At 37.9% G+C, this 15,879-nt stretch carries 14 protein-coding genes; 10 read left to right on the forward strand and 4 right to left on the reverse strand.

Annotated features, from left to right (window positions below; translation table 11 throughout):
* The first annotated feature begins 54 nt into the window (after positions 1 to 54).
* The 4 genes from ACHCNF_RS10485 (at position 55) to ACHCNF_RS10500 (ending at position 6,068) form a co-directional block, all read left to right on the forward strand.
* On the forward strand, positions 55 to 1,434 hold the full coding sequence (locus ACHCNF_RS10485) for a CapA family protein (protein ID WP_408069748.1): 1,380 nt from the start codon (positions 55 to 57) through the stop codon (positions 1,432 to 1,434).
* Between the two features lie 85 nt (positions 1,435 to 1,519).
* Positions 1,520 to 2,626: an NHL domain-containing protein gene (locus ACHCNF_RS10490; protein WP_408069749.1), complete on the forward strand. Its 1,107-nt coding sequence runs from the start codon at positions 1,520 to 1,522 to the stop codon at positions 2,624 to 2,626.
* Positions 2,627 to 2,660: 34 nt separating this feature from the next.
* Positions 2,661 to 5,105 carry a clostripain-related cysteine peptidase gene (locus tag ACHCNF_RS10495; protein WP_408069750.1) on the forward strand — a complete coding sequence of 815 codons (2,445 nt, stop codon included), beginning with the start codon at positions 2,661 to 2,663 and terminating at the stop codon, positions 5,103 to 5,105.
* A gap of 6 nt (positions 5,106 to 5,111) precedes the next feature.
* Positions 5,112 to 6,068, forward strand: coding sequence for an exonuclease domain-containing protein (locus ACHCNF_RS10500; protein WP_408069751.1), 957 nt, complete (start codon positions 5,112 to 5,114; stop codon positions 6,066 to 6,068).
* A gap of 48 nt (positions 6,069 to 6,116) precedes the next feature.
* Here ACHCNF_RS10500 and ACHCNF_RS10505 read toward each other — a convergent pair whose 3' ends face one another.
* Positions 6,117 to 7,541 carry a D-alanyl-D-alanine carboxypeptidase family protein gene (locus tag ACHCNF_RS10505; protein ID WP_408069752.1) on the reverse strand — a complete coding sequence of 475 codons (1,425 nt, stop codon included), beginning with the start codon at positions 7,539 to 7,541 and terminating at the stop codon, positions 6,117 to 6,119.
* Positions 7,542 to 7,770: 229 nt separating this feature from the next.
* On the opposite strand from ACHCNF_RS10505, the gene trmB reads away from it, so the two are divergent.
* The 3 genes from trmB (at position 7,771) to ACHCNF_RS10520 (ending at position 9,718) form a co-directional block, all read left to right on the forward strand.
* On the forward strand, positions 7,771 to 8,409 hold the full coding sequence (trmB, locus tag ACHCNF_RS10510; protein ID WP_408069753.1) for a tRNA (guanosine(46)-N7)-methyltransferase TrmB: 639 nt from the start codon (positions 7,771 to 7,773) through the stop codon (positions 8,407 to 8,409).
* A 56-nt stretch (positions 8,410 to 8,465) separates the two neighbouring features.
* Complete coding sequence (gene trxA, locus ACHCNF_RS10515) at positions 8,466 to 8,789, forward strand: thioredoxin (protein ID WP_408069754.1); 324 nt, start codon at positions 8,466 to 8,468, stop codon at positions 8,787 to 8,789.
* A 146-nt stretch (positions 8,790 to 8,935) separates the two neighbouring features.
* Positions 8,936 to 9,718 (forward strand): SH3 domain-containing protein, encoded by a 783-nt coding sequence (locus ACHCNF_RS10520; protein ID WP_408069755.1) that lies wholly within the window; start codon positions 8,936 to 8,938, stop codon positions 9,716 to 9,718.
* On the opposite strand, the gene ACHCNF_RS10525 is transcribed toward ACHCNF_RS10520, so the two are convergent.
* The gene (locus tag ACHCNF_RS10525; RefSeq protein ID WP_408069756.1) at positions 9,709 to 10,161 is read right to left on the reverse strand and encodes a hypothetical protein; all 453 of its coding nucleotides are present in this window, start codon (positions 10,159 to 10,161) and stop codon (positions 9,709 to 9,711) included. The two genes, ACHCNF_RS10520 and ACHCNF_RS10525, sit on opposite strands and share 10 nt — an antisense overlap.
* 31 nt (positions 10,162 to 10,192) lie before the next feature.
* On the opposite strand from ACHCNF_RS10525, the gene murI reads away from it, so the two are divergent.
* The 3 genes from murI (at position 10,193) to nrdG (ending at position 14,028) form a co-directional block, all read left to right on the forward strand.
* Positions 10,193 to 11,026 (forward strand): glutamate racemase, encoded by an 834-nt coding sequence (gene murI, locus ACHCNF_RS10530; protein ID WP_408069757.1) that lies wholly within the window; start codon positions 10,193 to 10,195, stop codon positions 11,024 to 11,026.
* 128 nt (positions 11,027 to 11,154) lie between these two features.
* Positions 11,155 to 13,371: an anaerobic ribonucleoside-triphosphate reductase gene (gene nrdD / locus ACHCNF_RS10535; RefSeq protein WP_408069758.1), complete on the forward strand. Its 2,217-nt coding sequence runs from the start codon at positions 11,155 to 11,157 to the stop codon at positions 13,369 to 13,371.
* Positions 13,372 to 13,494: 123 nt separating this feature from the next.
* Positions 13,495 to 14,028 carry an anaerobic ribonucleoside-triphosphate reductase activating protein gene (gene nrdG, locus ACHCNF_RS10540; protein ID WP_408069759.1) on the forward strand — a complete coding sequence of 178 codons (534 nt, stop codon included), beginning with the start codon at positions 13,495 to 13,497 and terminating at the stop codon, positions 14,026 to 14,028.
* A 26-nt stretch (positions 14,029 to 14,054) separates the two neighbouring features.
* Here nrdG and ACHCNF_RS10545 read toward each other — a convergent pair whose 3' ends face one another.
* Both ACHCNF_RS10545 and rsmA read right to left on the reverse strand, forming a co-directional pair.
* A complete protein-coding gene (locus ACHCNF_RS10545; protein WP_408069760.1) occupies positions 14,055 to 14,819 on the reverse strand; it encodes a TatD family hydrolase in 765 nt (254 codons plus the stop codon).
* A gap of 45 nt (positions 14,820 to 14,864) precedes the next feature.
* Positions 14,865 to 15,731 (reverse strand): 16S rRNA (adenine(1518)-N(6)/adenine(1519)-N(6))-dimethyltransferase RsmA, encoded by an 867-nt coding sequence (gene rsmA / locus ACHCNF_RS10550; RefSeq protein ID WP_408069761.1) that lies wholly within the window; start codon positions 15,729 to 15,731, stop codon positions 14,865 to 14,867.
* Positions 15,732 to 15,879: the final 148 nt, after the last annotated feature.

Below are 15,879 nucleotides of genomic sequence, written 5' to 3' on the forward strand. Positions count from 1 at the left end.
AAAAATACGAACTCAAAATGGCTGCTGCTTTTCATAGCAGCAGCCATTTATATAATGACAAATACATATAATGTAAATGCTAAAAGCACTGAAAATCCCGCTCCTTTATGGGTTACGTGGCAGGAAAAATCTATTAGTACTTCAAAAGGATATATTTTTGAACTAAGTGAGAGACATGTAAAACTAAGGAACAAAGATGATATTCTGTGGGAAAGTAATAGTGAATATCAGATACAGGATGAGATTATTACTGATATAGACAGAAACGGTGATGAGGAACTAATTCTTCTTTTGTGGAAAAAGGGCAAGTATGGGAAGGAAAAACCGTTTTGGACTATTGAAGATAAGGATGATCTAACTCAGCATATTTATATATATGATATAGAGGAAAAAGGCAAAGTAACGGCAAAATGGTTTGCCTCGGATATTGGAAGATTTGTAACCAGAATGAAGCCTATGGAAAAAGATAATTCCATTTTGCTTCTTGAAGACACAAATGAAGAATGTTCTCTATGGATATGGAACTCATTTGGTTTAAAAAATATTGATAATGAGGTTACATTTATTGCCTTTGGAGATAATATTATCCACAAAAGAATGCTTGAATACGCCTATAACAAGGAAAACGGGAGATACGATTTCTTATATAAATCATATAAGAAGGAAATTGAGTCGGCTGATATCGCTGCAATTGCGCAAGAGACAATTTTTGTGGATAAAAAGAGTGCTGTCTCAGACTATCCAAGATTTGGTTCGCCTTTATCTGTCGGGAAGGCAATAGTAGATTCAGGCTTTGATATTGCAGTGTGTGCGAATAATCATGCTCTTGATAAGGGAATATACGGAATAGATGTTACAACTGATTTTTATAAGAAGAACAAAGTAACCTGTGTAGGCATACAGAATAGCAACGATAAGGAATACCAGCCATATGAAATGATCAGCAAAAATGGAATCAAATTTGCTCTTTTTTCATATACATACGGAACGAATGGAATTGACATATCAAAGGAATATCCTAATGCGGTTCATTATCTCCCCACAACTGAAAAAGATAAGCAAAGAGTAAAAAAAGAAATTGACAGTGCAAGTAAGGAAGCAGATTTTACTGTGATCTTTGTTCATTGGGGAGATGAATATAAAACGGAAATAAGTGATGAACAAAAAGATATGGCAAAGTTTTTTTCTTCCACAAAAGCTGATGTGGTAATAGGCTCTCATCCACATGTAGTTCAGGATATGGAACTTGTGAAAAAGGAAGATGGAGAGCAGTTGCTTATATATTATTCTCTCGGTAATTTTAGGGCAGATCAGGGACATAGCAAAGAAACGAAAACAGGTGCAGAAGCGATTTTTGAGGTATGTCATACTTATGATGGCATAGTTTTAAAAAGCTATGACATTAAGGAAATAAAGTCATATTGGAGAGAATAATCGGGCATAACAATGCATTATCAGCTATAATATAAGTTATAAAGAATTCATTCTTAAAAAGGTTTATTAAGTGTAGGGGGATGCAATGAATAAGAAAAAGAAGAATGGATTAAAATGGGTATTACTTGTTATTGTTCTGATAATAACAGGATTTACTGTTACGATGGTGGCCTGTGGTCTTTTCAAAGAAAAAAGTACAGAAAAGGCTTCGGAGGATGAAAATGCATCCGAAGAAGGCTTGTATGACTCATCTGATTCTGCAGATTCCGTACCGGATTCAAAGGATTATGAAGGTATATCTACTAATGAGGAAAATATAGATTTTGATTTATCAGTTCTTCCTGATACAGTAGAACCCTGTGGAATATGCAGCTATGATGGCTGTTTATATGTTACTGATACATTTTCAAAATGTGTATGGCAAGTATCTGCTGAGGGAGTAAGTATCCTGGCAGGAGCAGACAGTTCAAGGGATATATATGATAAGCCTCAGGGTGGTTATAACGATGCCTCTGCGGAGGAGGCACTTTTTAAGCTTCCATGGGATGTTGCACCATTTCTTTCAGGAATAGCTGTATCCGATACTGATAATAATGTTGTAAGAATTATAAGTAATAATGAAGTAAATACTATTAACTCAGTAAGCGGAAATGATGAATATAATTATCCCACAGGAATAGCTTCTGATGGAGCAGGTCATCTCTTTGTATCCGATACTCATTCAGATTCAGTTAAGATTATTACGGAAAGCGGTGAAGTATCGACATTTGCAGATGGACTTGAAAGTCCGATGGGAATCAGTTTTAATGCAGGTTATTTATATATAGCGGAATCAGGAAAGAACAGAATAGTCAGGATAAATGCCACAGATGTAAGCTCCAAGAAAAATGAAGGCGATATAGAAATTGTGGCAGGAACCGGTGAAGAGGGAGATAAAGATGGTCTGGCAGCGGAAGCTACATTTGCATCTCCAAAGGGTATTGCAGTTTCAGGTGATGGTACAGTTTTTGTTGCCGATACAGTAAACAGTGCAGTACGTATTATTAAGGACGGTCAGGTGAACACCATGGAGATAAAGGATGACAGAAATCCTGATATAGCACCGGTTTCACCAATTGGATTATGTATTCAGGGAAGAAGATTATATATATGTGATAATTTCAGTAAGAAAATATTTACTTCTGATATATAAAACAGTCAAGGTATGAGATAAGGAGAGGGTATTCATGGCAAATCAGCCAATACGAAGGAAAAAGAATATTGAGGATGGAGGTTCCGGAGTTCATAAGAGAGGGGAAGGACTTGGCGGAGGTCCGGTAGGATCAGGTGATGGATATTCGGGAAAATCCGGAGGAAATGGTACCACAGGTGGTGGCGGTTCTCAGAGAAGCGGAGGAAGAAGTCCGCTTTCAATAATAATTATTCTTGCAATATTATTACTTGGAGGCGGTGGCGGAATTGGCAGCCTTATGGGGGGATTTTCAGGAGGCGATACTTCTTATACAGAGACAGGAAGCGGTACAGCTATAAGTCAAAATGTTCCGAACAATCAAAACTCAGATATGGGTTCACTTTTAGGGACTCTTCTTGGAGGAGGAACAGGTTATTATGGTCAGGCAAACAGCGCCTGGAGTGATAATCCAAATACAGGTGTACTTAACAGGAATGTTGCTGAGGGCTCAAGAGAAAAAAGAACGAAGATAATCGGCGATGGGTCAGATAAGACCACCATCATGGTATATATGTGTGGTACGGATCTGGAGTCAAGAAGCCAGATGGCTACAAGGGATCTTCAGGAAATGATGGCAGCAGATATAAGCGATAATATAAATATTATTGTTTATACAGGTGGCTGTAAACAATGGCAAAATAATGTTGTATCCAGTAAAACAAATCAAATCTATCAGATAAAAAATAAGGGAATATCCTTATTGCAGGATAATCTTGGTGAGAAGCCAATGACAGATCCCGGCAATCTGACGGAATTTATAAAGTGGACTGCGAATAATTTTCCTGCTAACAGATATGACCTGATTTTCTGGGATCATGGCGGCGGATCAGTCAGCGGATATGGATATGATGAGAAATTTGCTGCGGAAGGATCAATGGACCTTTCCGAGATAAATAAGGCATTAAAGGATAGTGGTATAACCTATGATTTTATAGGATTTGATGCCTGCCTGATGGCTACAGTAGAGACCGCACTTGTTACAGCTAATTATGCTGATTACATGATCGCATCTGAGGAAACTGAACCCGGAGTCGGCTGGTTTTATACGGATTGGCTAAATGCATATTCAGATAATCCATCCATGGAGACGCCTGAGCTTGCAAAAATGATAATTGACACATATACGGATGAATGTGCGAGAACATGCAGGGGACAGAAGACAACCCTTTCTCTTATTGACCTTGCTGAAATTCAGAATACAGTTCCGGGTGAGCTTAAAGAATTTGCGACAGCCACATCTGAGAAAATATCAACAGATAATTATAAAATAGTTGCAAATGCCAGATCTGAGGCAAGAGAGTTTGCATCCTCTTCAAAAATTGACCAGGTAGATATTATTCATCTTGCGTCAAATATGGGAACACAGGATGGAAAAGAATTGGCCGAGGCGTTAAAAGGATGCGTGAAATATAATAAAACAAGTCAGAATATGACTAACGCGTATGGACTTTCAATATACTTTCCATATAAAAAGACTTCTAAAGTGGATAATATGGTAAGTACATATGAAGCAATCGGGATGGATGAGAGCTATACAGACTGTATTCAGAAGTTTGCTTCAATGGAGGTAGCCGGTCAGGTTGCGCAGGGAGGAACTACATCTCCTGCAGGAAGCATATTTGGAAATGCAATGGGTACCGGACAGATGATAACCGGTACGGATGTTTTGACAGAGCTTTTTGAAAGCATGATAACCGGTGGCGTTACAGGCATTTCAGGTCTTGATGCTTCAAATTCCTCATTCTTTGGAAAAGGAATTGATGCCAAGACTATGGCTAATTACATTTCAAATAACAGTTTTGACTTAAGTAATCTGATGTGGACTACGGATTCAGATGGAAAAGATGTTATTCAGATGCCATCTGAACAGTGGGATCTTATACAGGATCTTGATGTAAATCTTTTTTATGATGATGGAACAGGTTATATCGACCTTGGTCTTGATAATTCTTATGATATAAATGAGGAAGGTAATCCTATTGCACCATCTGACAGGACCTGGATTACAATTGATGGACAAACAGTTGCTTATTATAGAATCGATACGCAAGGCGATGATAACAGCTATGCTATAATGGGCAGAGTACCTTGTGATATCAACGGTGTGAGAGCAAATCTTATTTTGATATTTGATTCAGAAAATGAGAATGGTTATGTAGCAGGTGTAAGCTATGATTATGTGGAAGGCGAGACAGAGACTATAGCAAAAAACCTTACAGAACTTCAAAGTGGTGACAGAATAGATTTTCTTTGTGACTTTTATGATTATAATCAGAAATATCAGGATAAATATCATCTCGGAGAACCTATGATTATTGATGGAAAAATGGAAGACATGCATATCTCCAATAATAATGTTGGAGATGGAAAGGTGCTTGTTTCTTTTAAATTCACAGATATTTATGGACAGGAATATTGGACACCTGCCAAGGAGTATTAAGCCTTAATGGGAAATTATATTGTATTTGATTTGGAATGGAATCAGGGAAAGACGGTAAAGGAAAAGAATGGTAAATCTTTGCCTTTTGAAATCATAGAGATTGGTGCGGTCAGACTTGACGAGAACAGAAAAAGGACAGGCGAATTCAGTCGTCTTATCAGGCCTCAGGTATATAAGAAGATGCATAAGATAACCGAAGACCTGATACATATTTCTATGGAAGATTTGCAAAGTGGTGATGATTTCGTAACTGTAATTAACGATTTTTTGGAGTGGTGTGGTGATGAGCCAACATTTTGTACCTGGGGTCCGCTTGATCTTACGGAGCTTCAAAGAAATATGGACTTTTATGATATACCGCTTTTGTCTGACAGGCCACTTCCGTTTTATGATGTGCAGAAGCTCTTCAGCATTCAGTATGAAGATGGAAAAATGAGAAGATCTTTGGAGCATGCGACAGAAAGCCTTGGAATGGAGAAGGATTCTGCTTTTCACAGAGCTCTTTCTGATGCGGATTATACAGCGAGGATTTTTTGCGAACTTAGCAGGAAGGTTTTTTATAACTATTCTTTTGACAACTATGTAACTCCGAAGACTAAGGATCAGGAAGTGCATATTATCTTCGAACACTATGCGAAGTATATTTCCAGAGAGTTTAAAACTAAGGAAGAATTACTCTCTGATCCGGAAGTCATGGGGACGAAATGCTATCTTTGCAATAAGCCGATCAAAAGAAAGGTAAAGTGGTTTTCAAATAACGGGAAACATTTTTATAGCGTATCACTTTGCAAAGAGCATGGATTTATGAAGGCGAAAGTCAGATTAAAAAAAGCAGAGAGTCAAAAATATTATGCAGTAAAAACACTTAAATTTATTTCCGATAAAGAGATGGAGGAAATGAAAGCTAAATCTGAAAAGAAGAGCTATAACAGATTGGGTGACCATAAGAAAAAGGCGGATTGAACGATTATCAATCCGCCTTCCGCATATTCAAAAAGAAAAATGAGGAGATCAAAACCTTGGTCCGCTTCTCTTTTTTGCTTCTCTTTTTCTTCTGTTTAGTCGTTTTCTGTCTTCACGGCTTACTCCGGTACTGTAAGCACCTATAAGCGATGAAACATAGATTAGAAATACAAGAGATCCTCCAATAACAGATATTAGTATTATTATGAATTTGATGTTTATGTAAACCATTCTGTCTGCAGGATCTTCACCATTATCCGATGGCAAGGAAGAATTCTGAGAAATTATTACGTGTCCGGATCCAACGGATACTCCGTTAAAGGAATAATTGATAGTAGCGATATGTCCGGTTTCGTCTGAGTCTTCATCATAGGATACAGTGGATACGGTATCTGAGAGTGTGGCGTTTATAGGAAGAATGGCATAATCGGATTTTGCAAATTCCAAATAATAATTCTGTGTTGAAAAAATATCCTTATCCGAAGAAAAAAATGAATTGTCTTGCGGAATATAGCTTGTTTCTTCACTTTTAATGTTAACGGTTTTAAAGTTATTAAAGCCATAATCAAAAAGCGTAACCGTATCGGTGAATTGTGCAGGAGATTCCTCCATGAAAACAACACAAACAAGCTTCATACCGCCTCTTTCAGCACAGGTTACAAGAGTTTCTCTGGCAAGATCGGTGTATCCTGTTTTACCACCTATTATTCCGTCATATGGAATTTCTCCGGTTATTAGTTTATGTTTGTTATTTAAATAAAAATCATCAGGCTGACCGGCACTTGGTTCAAAGTGATATCTTGGAGTGTTTCCGACTCTGCATAGGAGTTCATTCGAAAAAAATTCGGAAGAAATAAGTGCAAGGTCATATACACTCGTGTAATGATCGGAGGATTGAAGTCCATTGGTATTTGAAAAATGTGTATTAGTGCAGCCCAGCGACTTAGCCTTGTCATTCATAAGCTTTATAAATGAATCGATAGACCCGCTTACATGCTCTGCTACGGCATTAGCAACTTCATTTGCACTACCAACCATGATACCGTAAAGACATTCCTCAAGTGAGAGATATTCGCCGGCATCCATTCCAATTTTTGAGCCGTCGGAAGGTACTGAGTGAATAGCATCATATGTAAAATCCACTCTATCATCAAGACTTGCATTTTCAACTGCAAGAAGACAAGTCATAATCTTTGTGGTACTTGCAGGAAAGAGCTCTTCGTGAATATTTTTTTCATAAAGAATGGTTCCTGTGTTTATATCCATAAGAATTGCAGCTTCGGCACCTATCTGAGGACCTTCAGGCCATCCTGGTATATCATTACTTTGAATAGGAAGCTCTTTTCTGGAGGTTGCAGCACTTTCGAGATCAGTTTCTGCATAGCATGTAAAAGAGTTCGTCAAAATAACAGCAATAATTGAGAAGGTCAAAGCCATAATATTTAGTTTTTTCCCATGGTATCTGTGATTCATTGAAAACTCCTTATAGCAACAATCTGCTAATCTATGATACACTAAAAGTGGATAAAACCAAAGACAAAGCTTTAAAACTTTTAAGCAATGGAGTCAGGGGCATATCCAATCGAGCTGATTTTTACAGTTTACAGCTTAATTTAGGGATTTACATAAATCGAGATAATGTGTCATACCTAACCGATTTATGGTACAATTAAATTATACATTGAAAGGTAATGATAAAAATATGCGGCTTAGAAATATTGCAGGAGCCAGAGAAAAGATTGCAGAGAGTTCATTCACTATCGATAACCCTGAAGAGAACAAGGGTAAGTGGAAAGAAGTATTCGGGAATGATAATCCCATCAGAATAGAGGTTGGAACCGGAAAAGGACGTTTTATAATGGATTTAGCTGCTGCTAATCCTGATATAAATTATGTAGGAATTGAAAAGTATTCGAGTGTTCTTTTAAGAGCTGTTCAGAAACAGACGGAGTTGGAGCTAACAAATGTCAGATTTATCCGTATGGAAGCAGAGATCATTACGGAAGTATTTGATAAAGAAGAAGTGGATAGAATTTATCTGAATTTTTCTGATCCATGGCCAAAGGAAAGACATGCTCAGAGAAGACTGACATCAAGTAGTTTTCTTAACAGATATGACCAGATACTAAAAAAGGATGGTCAGCTTGAGTTTAAAACAGATAACAGAGACCTTTTTGATTTTTCATTAATGGAGCTTAATACTGCAGGATGGCATGCAGAAGCTGTGACCTATGACCTTCACAATGATACATCTATGAATGAAGGAAATATAATGACCGAATATGAGGAGAAGTTTTCCGCTAAAGGGAATCCAATCTTCAAATATATTATAAAGCGGTAGGGTGGTTACATTATTTTAAGTAAAGCGATAGTACTTATCGCGGAAAGAGGTGGACAATGGCTGAGTACACATTTACAACAGACAACTTTGAAGAGGAAGTTCTCAACAGTAAGATTCCAGTTCTTATCGATTTTATGGCTGACTGGTGCGGACCTTGCAAGATGATGGCTCCTATGATTGATGAATTCGCAAAGGAGTATGACGGAGAGCTTAAGGTTGGAAAAATAAACGTGGATGAACAGCCTGAAATTGCTCAGAAGTACGGAGTAATGTCTATACCTATGTTTGCATTTATTAAGGACGGAGAGCTTGTGGATCAGGCTGTCGGAGCTCAAAGCAAGGCTAAACTTCAGAGCATGATTGACAAGGTTGTATCATAAGTTTGTATTAAATTTAATATGTGATAATATAGAGTTCGGGTGGACGATAAAAGTCTGCCCGAGCTATTTTATTTGAGCAGAGTATAAACAATTTGACTGTTTATTTGGGGGAGATGTTGACCAAGGGATTTCCCGGAGGAGAAGTCATGTCGGACAATATCAGAAATTTTAATGACTATAGAAAAAAAATAAATCGTGATGAGCAGGCTACAGAGGAAATAAACATACAAATTCAGGATCCGCTTGATTTTTTAAGTGCGGAAGAGAGAGAAGAATACTATAGAACTCAGCATGAAGCAATGGATAGAGAAAGACAGGCATTGGATGAGGATTCTGATGAATTCTATTTTGATGAAGATTTTCATATAGAAGAGCCTGAAGTACATGAAGAAGAACGTAAGGAGCCGGAACCTGCTATTAGAAAAAGGAGCAGACCAGAACCTGAAAAAGAAAAATCTCAGGCAATAAGAAAAAGAACTGCCAAAGAGGCAGTAAAAGAAAAAAAGCGCCAACCCAAAACTAAAGCCGGGAATGAGGAAGATGATGAGGATGAGATTATTCCTCTTATAATAGTAAGAATTTCTTCGATCATCACAGGTATAATAATACTGGTGCTTATAGGACTTATTTTTAAATCAAAGGTATATGATACATATTTCAGGCCCGAGCTGGATGAGGAAGCCCAGGTCGAAACAGTAGTGGGTGAGCTTGCAGGCTACACCAGAACAGACGACAGGATAGTTACAACAGCAGCTCTCAATCTCCGTAACACTCCCAGTGTTGCAAGCGACGATTTTATAGTCGTTCAGGTTCCGGAAGGTACGGTTTTGGAGAGAGTTTGTGTCAGTGATGATGGAGAATGGGCTCAGGTAAAATATGAAGATCAGCTTTTGTTTTGCGTGATGAAATATGCTACTGTTCAGGAATAAAAATTATGTATCCAGGAACAAAACGCATCAAGTGCATCCGAAATATTTTCATACCTTGAGCATAATGACTCAATTTTGTTGAAGATTTCATCGGAATCAGGTTTGTCATTAAGCGCAGATATAAGTTTTTGTACATTTTCTTTTTCAAGAGAAGATACATCCATATGTATAAGAATATCCTCATAGAGTTGTTCCACACAAGTGAACAGATGGGGATATTTTTTGCGAACGTAGGATAACTCATCAAGTATGCTTTCTCTTCTCTGTAATAAAAAGAGGGTGTACACAGGCTCAAAGATTTCACGCGGTTCGATTTCTTCCATATAAGAACCGTCTTCGTAATCGATGCCGGACGCATAATACTCACATACCTCCTGAACGAGAGGGCTTACGTGGGTGTCATCATATAATTTTTGTAATTCTAAAGTAAATGATTCTTTCATAATTAATAATGATACAACAATGAGGAACGATATGCGAATAGGAATTTTTGATTCAGGTATAGGTGGACTATCAGTTTTAAATGAAGCTTATCATAGATTTCCTGACCAGGAATATATTTTTTATGCAGATACAAGGCATGTACCATATGGAACGAAATCTGAGAATGAAATTTTGCACTTTGTGGATGAGATTGTGCAATTTCTTATAACTAAGAATGTAGATGCCATAGTTATTGCCTGCAATACTGCTACAAGTGTTGCAGTTGCAGCCATGCGTGAAAAGTATAGCCTTCCTATATTGGGGATGGAGCCTGCAGTTAAGCCTGCGGTAGAAAAAAATGGTGATGAAGATAAAAGAATTCTGGTTATGGCAACTCCTGTAACTATAAGGGAAAAGAAGCTTGCAAAGCTTCTGATGAGAGTAGATGTCCGGCACAAGGCTGATCTTTTGGAAATGCCGGAGCTTGTATGCTTTGCAGAGAGAGAAGAATATGACAGTGATAGCGTCAGGGACTATGTCAGACAAAGATTCATGACGGTAAATGCGACAGACGAAAAATACAGTTCTCTGGTACTTGGTTGCACACATTTTAATTATTTTAAACCTATGTACAGAGAGATCCTTGGTGACAAGGTGCAGCTTATAGATGGGAATTATGGAACAATTCGTCATCTGGGAGAGGTTTTGGACATCACTATGGCTAAGGAAGGGGATAGTGGTTTGATTTTTAATACACCACAAGATATAGTGGTTACATTTAAAACTACATACTATGAGTCAGGAGACGAAATAACGGATAACATAAGGTTGTCAAAATACCTTAGAATGCATAACAGGCTTGAGTTTGTGAGAAATTTTCACTAACGATAAATTGTCACTTGATTTATACAATATAATGTATTATAGTTTATATATAGCCACAAGATATAGTTTCAGTGGCTATTCTTTATCTAAAAAATTATTTTAAGCAAATATTTCCAGGGGGTTAACCAGTGAAGATTATTAAGAGAAGCGGAAAAGAAGTTACTTTTGATGGCTCTAAGATTTTGGCAGCCATTGAGAAAGCAAATAAGGAAGTGACTCCGGATCAGAGCTTGTCTGAAGATCAGATTAAGAAAATTGGAGAAAAGGTTGAGGAAAAGTGTGGAAAACTCACCAGAGCTGCCAATGTAGAAGAAATCCAGGACATGGTTGAGGATGGTCTCATGGAGTCCGGGAAGTTTGAGGTTGCCCGTAAATATATAACCTATCGTTATCGTCATGCTCTTGTTCGTAAGTCAAACACAACTGACGAACAGATCATGTCTCTTATCGAGTGTAGCAACGAAGAGGTTAAGCAGGAGAATTCCAACAAGAATCCCACTGTTAACAGTGTTCAGAGAGATTATATGGCAGGCGAAGTAAGCCGCGACATAACACGCAGATTCCTTCTTCCTGAGGATGTTGTGAAGGCACATAAGGATGGAATCATTCATTTCCATGATTCTGATTATTTTGCTCAGCACATGCACAACTGCTGTCTGGTGAATCTCGAGGACATGCTTCTGAATGGTACTGTCATTTCAGAAACAATGATCGAGCGTCCGAAGAGCTTTTCCACAGCTTGTAATATCGCTACACAGGCAATTGCACAGATTGCCAGCTCACAGTATGGCGGACAGAGTATTACTCTTTCACACCTTGTACCGTTTGTTGATGTTAGCAGACAGAAGTTTAGAAGAGAAGTACGTCAGGAATTCATAGATGCAAAAATGGATGCAACTGATGATCAGATTAATGAGATAGCTGAGATGCGAGTTCGAAAGGAAATCGAGCGAGGAGTTCAGGTTATCCAATATCAGGTTATCACATTAATGACCACCAACGGTCAGGCACCTTTTATCACAGTATTTATGTATCTTGATGAGGTTCCTGAGGGACAGCTCAGAGATGACCTTGCTCTTGTTATTGAGGAGATGCTTAAACAGAGAATAATCGGTGTTAAGAATGAAAAGGGAGTATATATTACTCCTGCATTCCCTAAGCTTATTTATGTTCTTGATGAGGATAATATTCAGGAAGGAACAAGATATTGGTATCTGACACAGCTTGCAGCAAAATGTACTGCTAAGAGAATGGTTCCTGATTATATTTCAGCTAAGAAGATGAAGGAATATAAGGGCGGAGATGTATATCCTTGCATGGGATGTCGAAGCTTTTTGACTGTCGACAGTGAAGATAATGCAGAAGGTCTTTGCAATAAGGGCAATATTTCCAAGGCTCAGAATTACACGGAAGGTGAGCATAAGTACTACGGACGTTTCAACCAGGGCGTTGTGACAATTAACCTTGTGGATGCTGCATGTTCATCAGGCGGTGATGAGTCTAAATTCTGGGAAATCATGGAGGAGCGCACAGAACTTTGCAAGAAAGCTTTGATGTGCAGGCATAATCGTCTTTTGGGAACACCTTCTGATGTTGCACCAATTCTCTGGCAGAACGGTGCACTGGCAAGACTTAAAAAGGGAGAGACAATAGATAAGCTGCTCTATGGCAACTATTCAACCATTTCTCTTGGTTATGCAGGTCTTTGCGAATGTACCAAGTTTATGAAGGGCGTAACCCATACAGATCCCGCAGGTAAGGATTTTGCCCTCAGAGTTATGCAGTTCATGAATGACAAGTGTGCTAAATGGAGAAAGGAAACCAATATTTCCTTCAGTTTATATGGAACACCACTTGAATCTACTACATATAAATTTGCAAGAGCACTTCAAAAGAGATTTGGAATAATAGATGGCGTAACAGATAAGAACTATATTACAAACAGTTATCATGTTCATGTAACCGAGAAGATTGATGCCTTTACCAAGCTCAAGTTTGAATCGGAATTCCAGGCTCTTTCACCCGGCGGCGCCATTAGCTATGTTGAGGTTCCGAATATGAACGATAATATTGAAGCTGTACTTGCAGTTATGCAGTATATATATGAAAATATTATGTATGCAGAGCTCAATACAAAGAGCGATTACTGTCAGTGCTGTGGATATAACGGCGAGATACAGATAGAGAATGACATTGACGGCAAGCTGATTTGGAAGTGCCCTAATTGTGGCAACACTGATCAGTCCAAGATGAATGTAGCCAGAAGAACCTGTGGGTATATTGGAACTCAGTATTGGAACCAGGGAAGAACACAGGAGATAAAGGAAAGAGTATTGCACCTTTGATAATTTGGGAGGATTGAAAAGGTATATACATAGGGGAGGAGCTATCTTTTTAGGTAGCTCCTTTTTAAAAAATTTATATACCGCATTGCTGTGTTTATAGGAACCGAAGGGAATCGTAAAGCCATGAATTATGCAGAAATAAAAAAAACAGATATAGCAAACGGAACAGGTGTAAGAACATCTCTTTTTGTGTCAGGATGTACACATCATTGCAAAGGGTGCTTTAATGAAGAAACATGGGATTTTGATTTTGGAAAACCTTTCACAAGAGAGGTGGAAGATGAAATAATCGAATCCCTTCGTCCCGCGTATGTAACAGGTCTTACTATTCTCGGAGGAGAACCTATGGAGATAGTTAACCAGAAGAGTCTTCGTCCGTTTATAGAAAGAGTTAGAGAAGAATTACCAAATAAAACTATTTGGATCTATTCAGGATATGTATGGGAAGAGCTTACTGACAAAAATAATAAGAGATGCCATTGCGAGGATACAGAAAAGATATTATCCATGATAGATGTTCTTGTCGATGGAGAATTCGTTATAGATCTTAAAAATATTTCACTAAAATTCAGAGGATCATCTAACCAAAGAATCATTAATGTAAAGGATACGATAAATGAAGGAAAGATAGTTCTTTCGGAATTAAATGATAATTAATAAAAGCTGCCTGATGGCAGCTTTTATTACATATGGTATAGTTTCCTTGCATTTTTTTCTGTAATAGAAATTACATCTTCTGCAGACATGTTTTTAATTTCTGCTATCTTTTGTGCTATAAGCGGGAGATTTAGAGAAGAATTACGTTTTCCTCTGTAGGGTTCAGGAGCAAGATATGGAGAATCTGTTTCAAGTACGATTTGCTCTATTGGTGCGTATTCAACAACTTCGCGCAGTTTTCTGCCATTCTTAAAGGTTATAACACCACCAACTCCTATATAGAAGCCCATATTTAAGTATTCTCTTGCCGTTTCAACAGAATAGGAAAAGCAATGAATATCTCCGCCGATGTCCCCGGCATTTAAACTTTTCATTATATCAAGAGTGTCTTTTGCAGCATCACGGGAATGTATGATCATCGGAAAATGCACACGTCTTGCAAGTTCTATTTGTGCTTCAAACCATTTTTTTTGTATATCCTTTGAGGGTTCGTCATAATGATAATCAAGACCAATCTCACCGACAGCTACAGCTTTGTCATAGGAACACATTTCCTCGAGCCATTTCAGTTCAGCTTCAGTCATTTCATCACAATCACTTGGATGAACTCCAATGGTAGTGTAAATAAAAGGGTATTTCCTGGTAAGTTCTATTGAAGCTTCCACGGTTCGTTTGCTTGAAGTGGCATTGACTATGGTACCTATGCCGCTTGAAACCATGGAAGAGAGTAAATCGTCTCTGTCATTGTCAAATGCTTCATCATCAAAATGAGCATGTGTTTCAAAAATCATTAGTTTCTCCGATCAATGTAATTGCATAAAAGTATTTTTTGGAATTTAGTCCAAATATGCATATAAAATGTTGGAAAGGTTGGCAAAATCACTAAGACTAAGCTTTTCTCCCCTGATAGAAGGATTTAAACCTAATTGTTCAAGAGCATCTACAACCTGTTGCCTGGATAATCCAAGATTACCGTTTGAAACCCCATTTGAAAGGGTCTTTCTTCTTTGTGCGAAGGAAGCACGTATTACAGAAAACATGAATTTTGAATCTGTAACTTCAACAGGGGGATTCTTGTGACATCTTAAATGGATAACAGCAGAATCCACACCAGGCTGAGGTATAAAACAGGAAGGGGGTACAACCTGAACCATGGTGGGCTCAGTATAATACTGTACAGCCAATGATAGAGCACCATAGTCCTTGGAACCGGGCTTTTCTGCCATTCTGTCTGCTACCTCTTTTTGAACCATAACGGTGATGCTCTCTATAGGCAGTTCGCTTTCAAGAAGCCTCATCAGGATAGGCGTAGTTATGTAATATGGAAGATTGGCAACTACCTTAATAGGCTTGCCACCATTTTCTTCATTAACAATTTTCTCAATATCTACTTTAAGAATATCTTCATTAATAACTTTGACATTGTCATAATCGGATAATGTATCTGCAAGGATAGGAATAAGCATTTTATCAATTTCAACTGCTATTACTTTTCCGGCACTTTCAGCAATATATTGAGTCATTGTTCCGATACCGGGACCGATTTCTAAAACAGTATCTTCTTTTGTTACTCCGGCAGCCTCAACAGTACCGTTCAAAACTGAATCATCGATGAGAAAGTTCTGCCCGAATTTTTTTTGAATGCTGAGGTTATATTTTTCTATAACAGCTTTGGTGCCGGAAGCACATCCTAGAGTTGGCATATGTTTGCCTCCATTTTTACTTATTATAAGTGTTCTGTTATGATATTTTATCAACTAAATTTATATTTTGCCATATTATGGATACAAATAAGAGAAAAACCGCGAAAATATGCGGAATTTTAATGACACAATTTTGACATAAAAAGAC

Origin of the sequence: Butyrivibrio sp. NATIVEDY162 (assembly GCF_045999815.1) — a bacterium.
GTDB lineage: Bacteria > Bacillota > Clostridia > Lachnospirales > Lachnospiraceae > Butyrivibrio.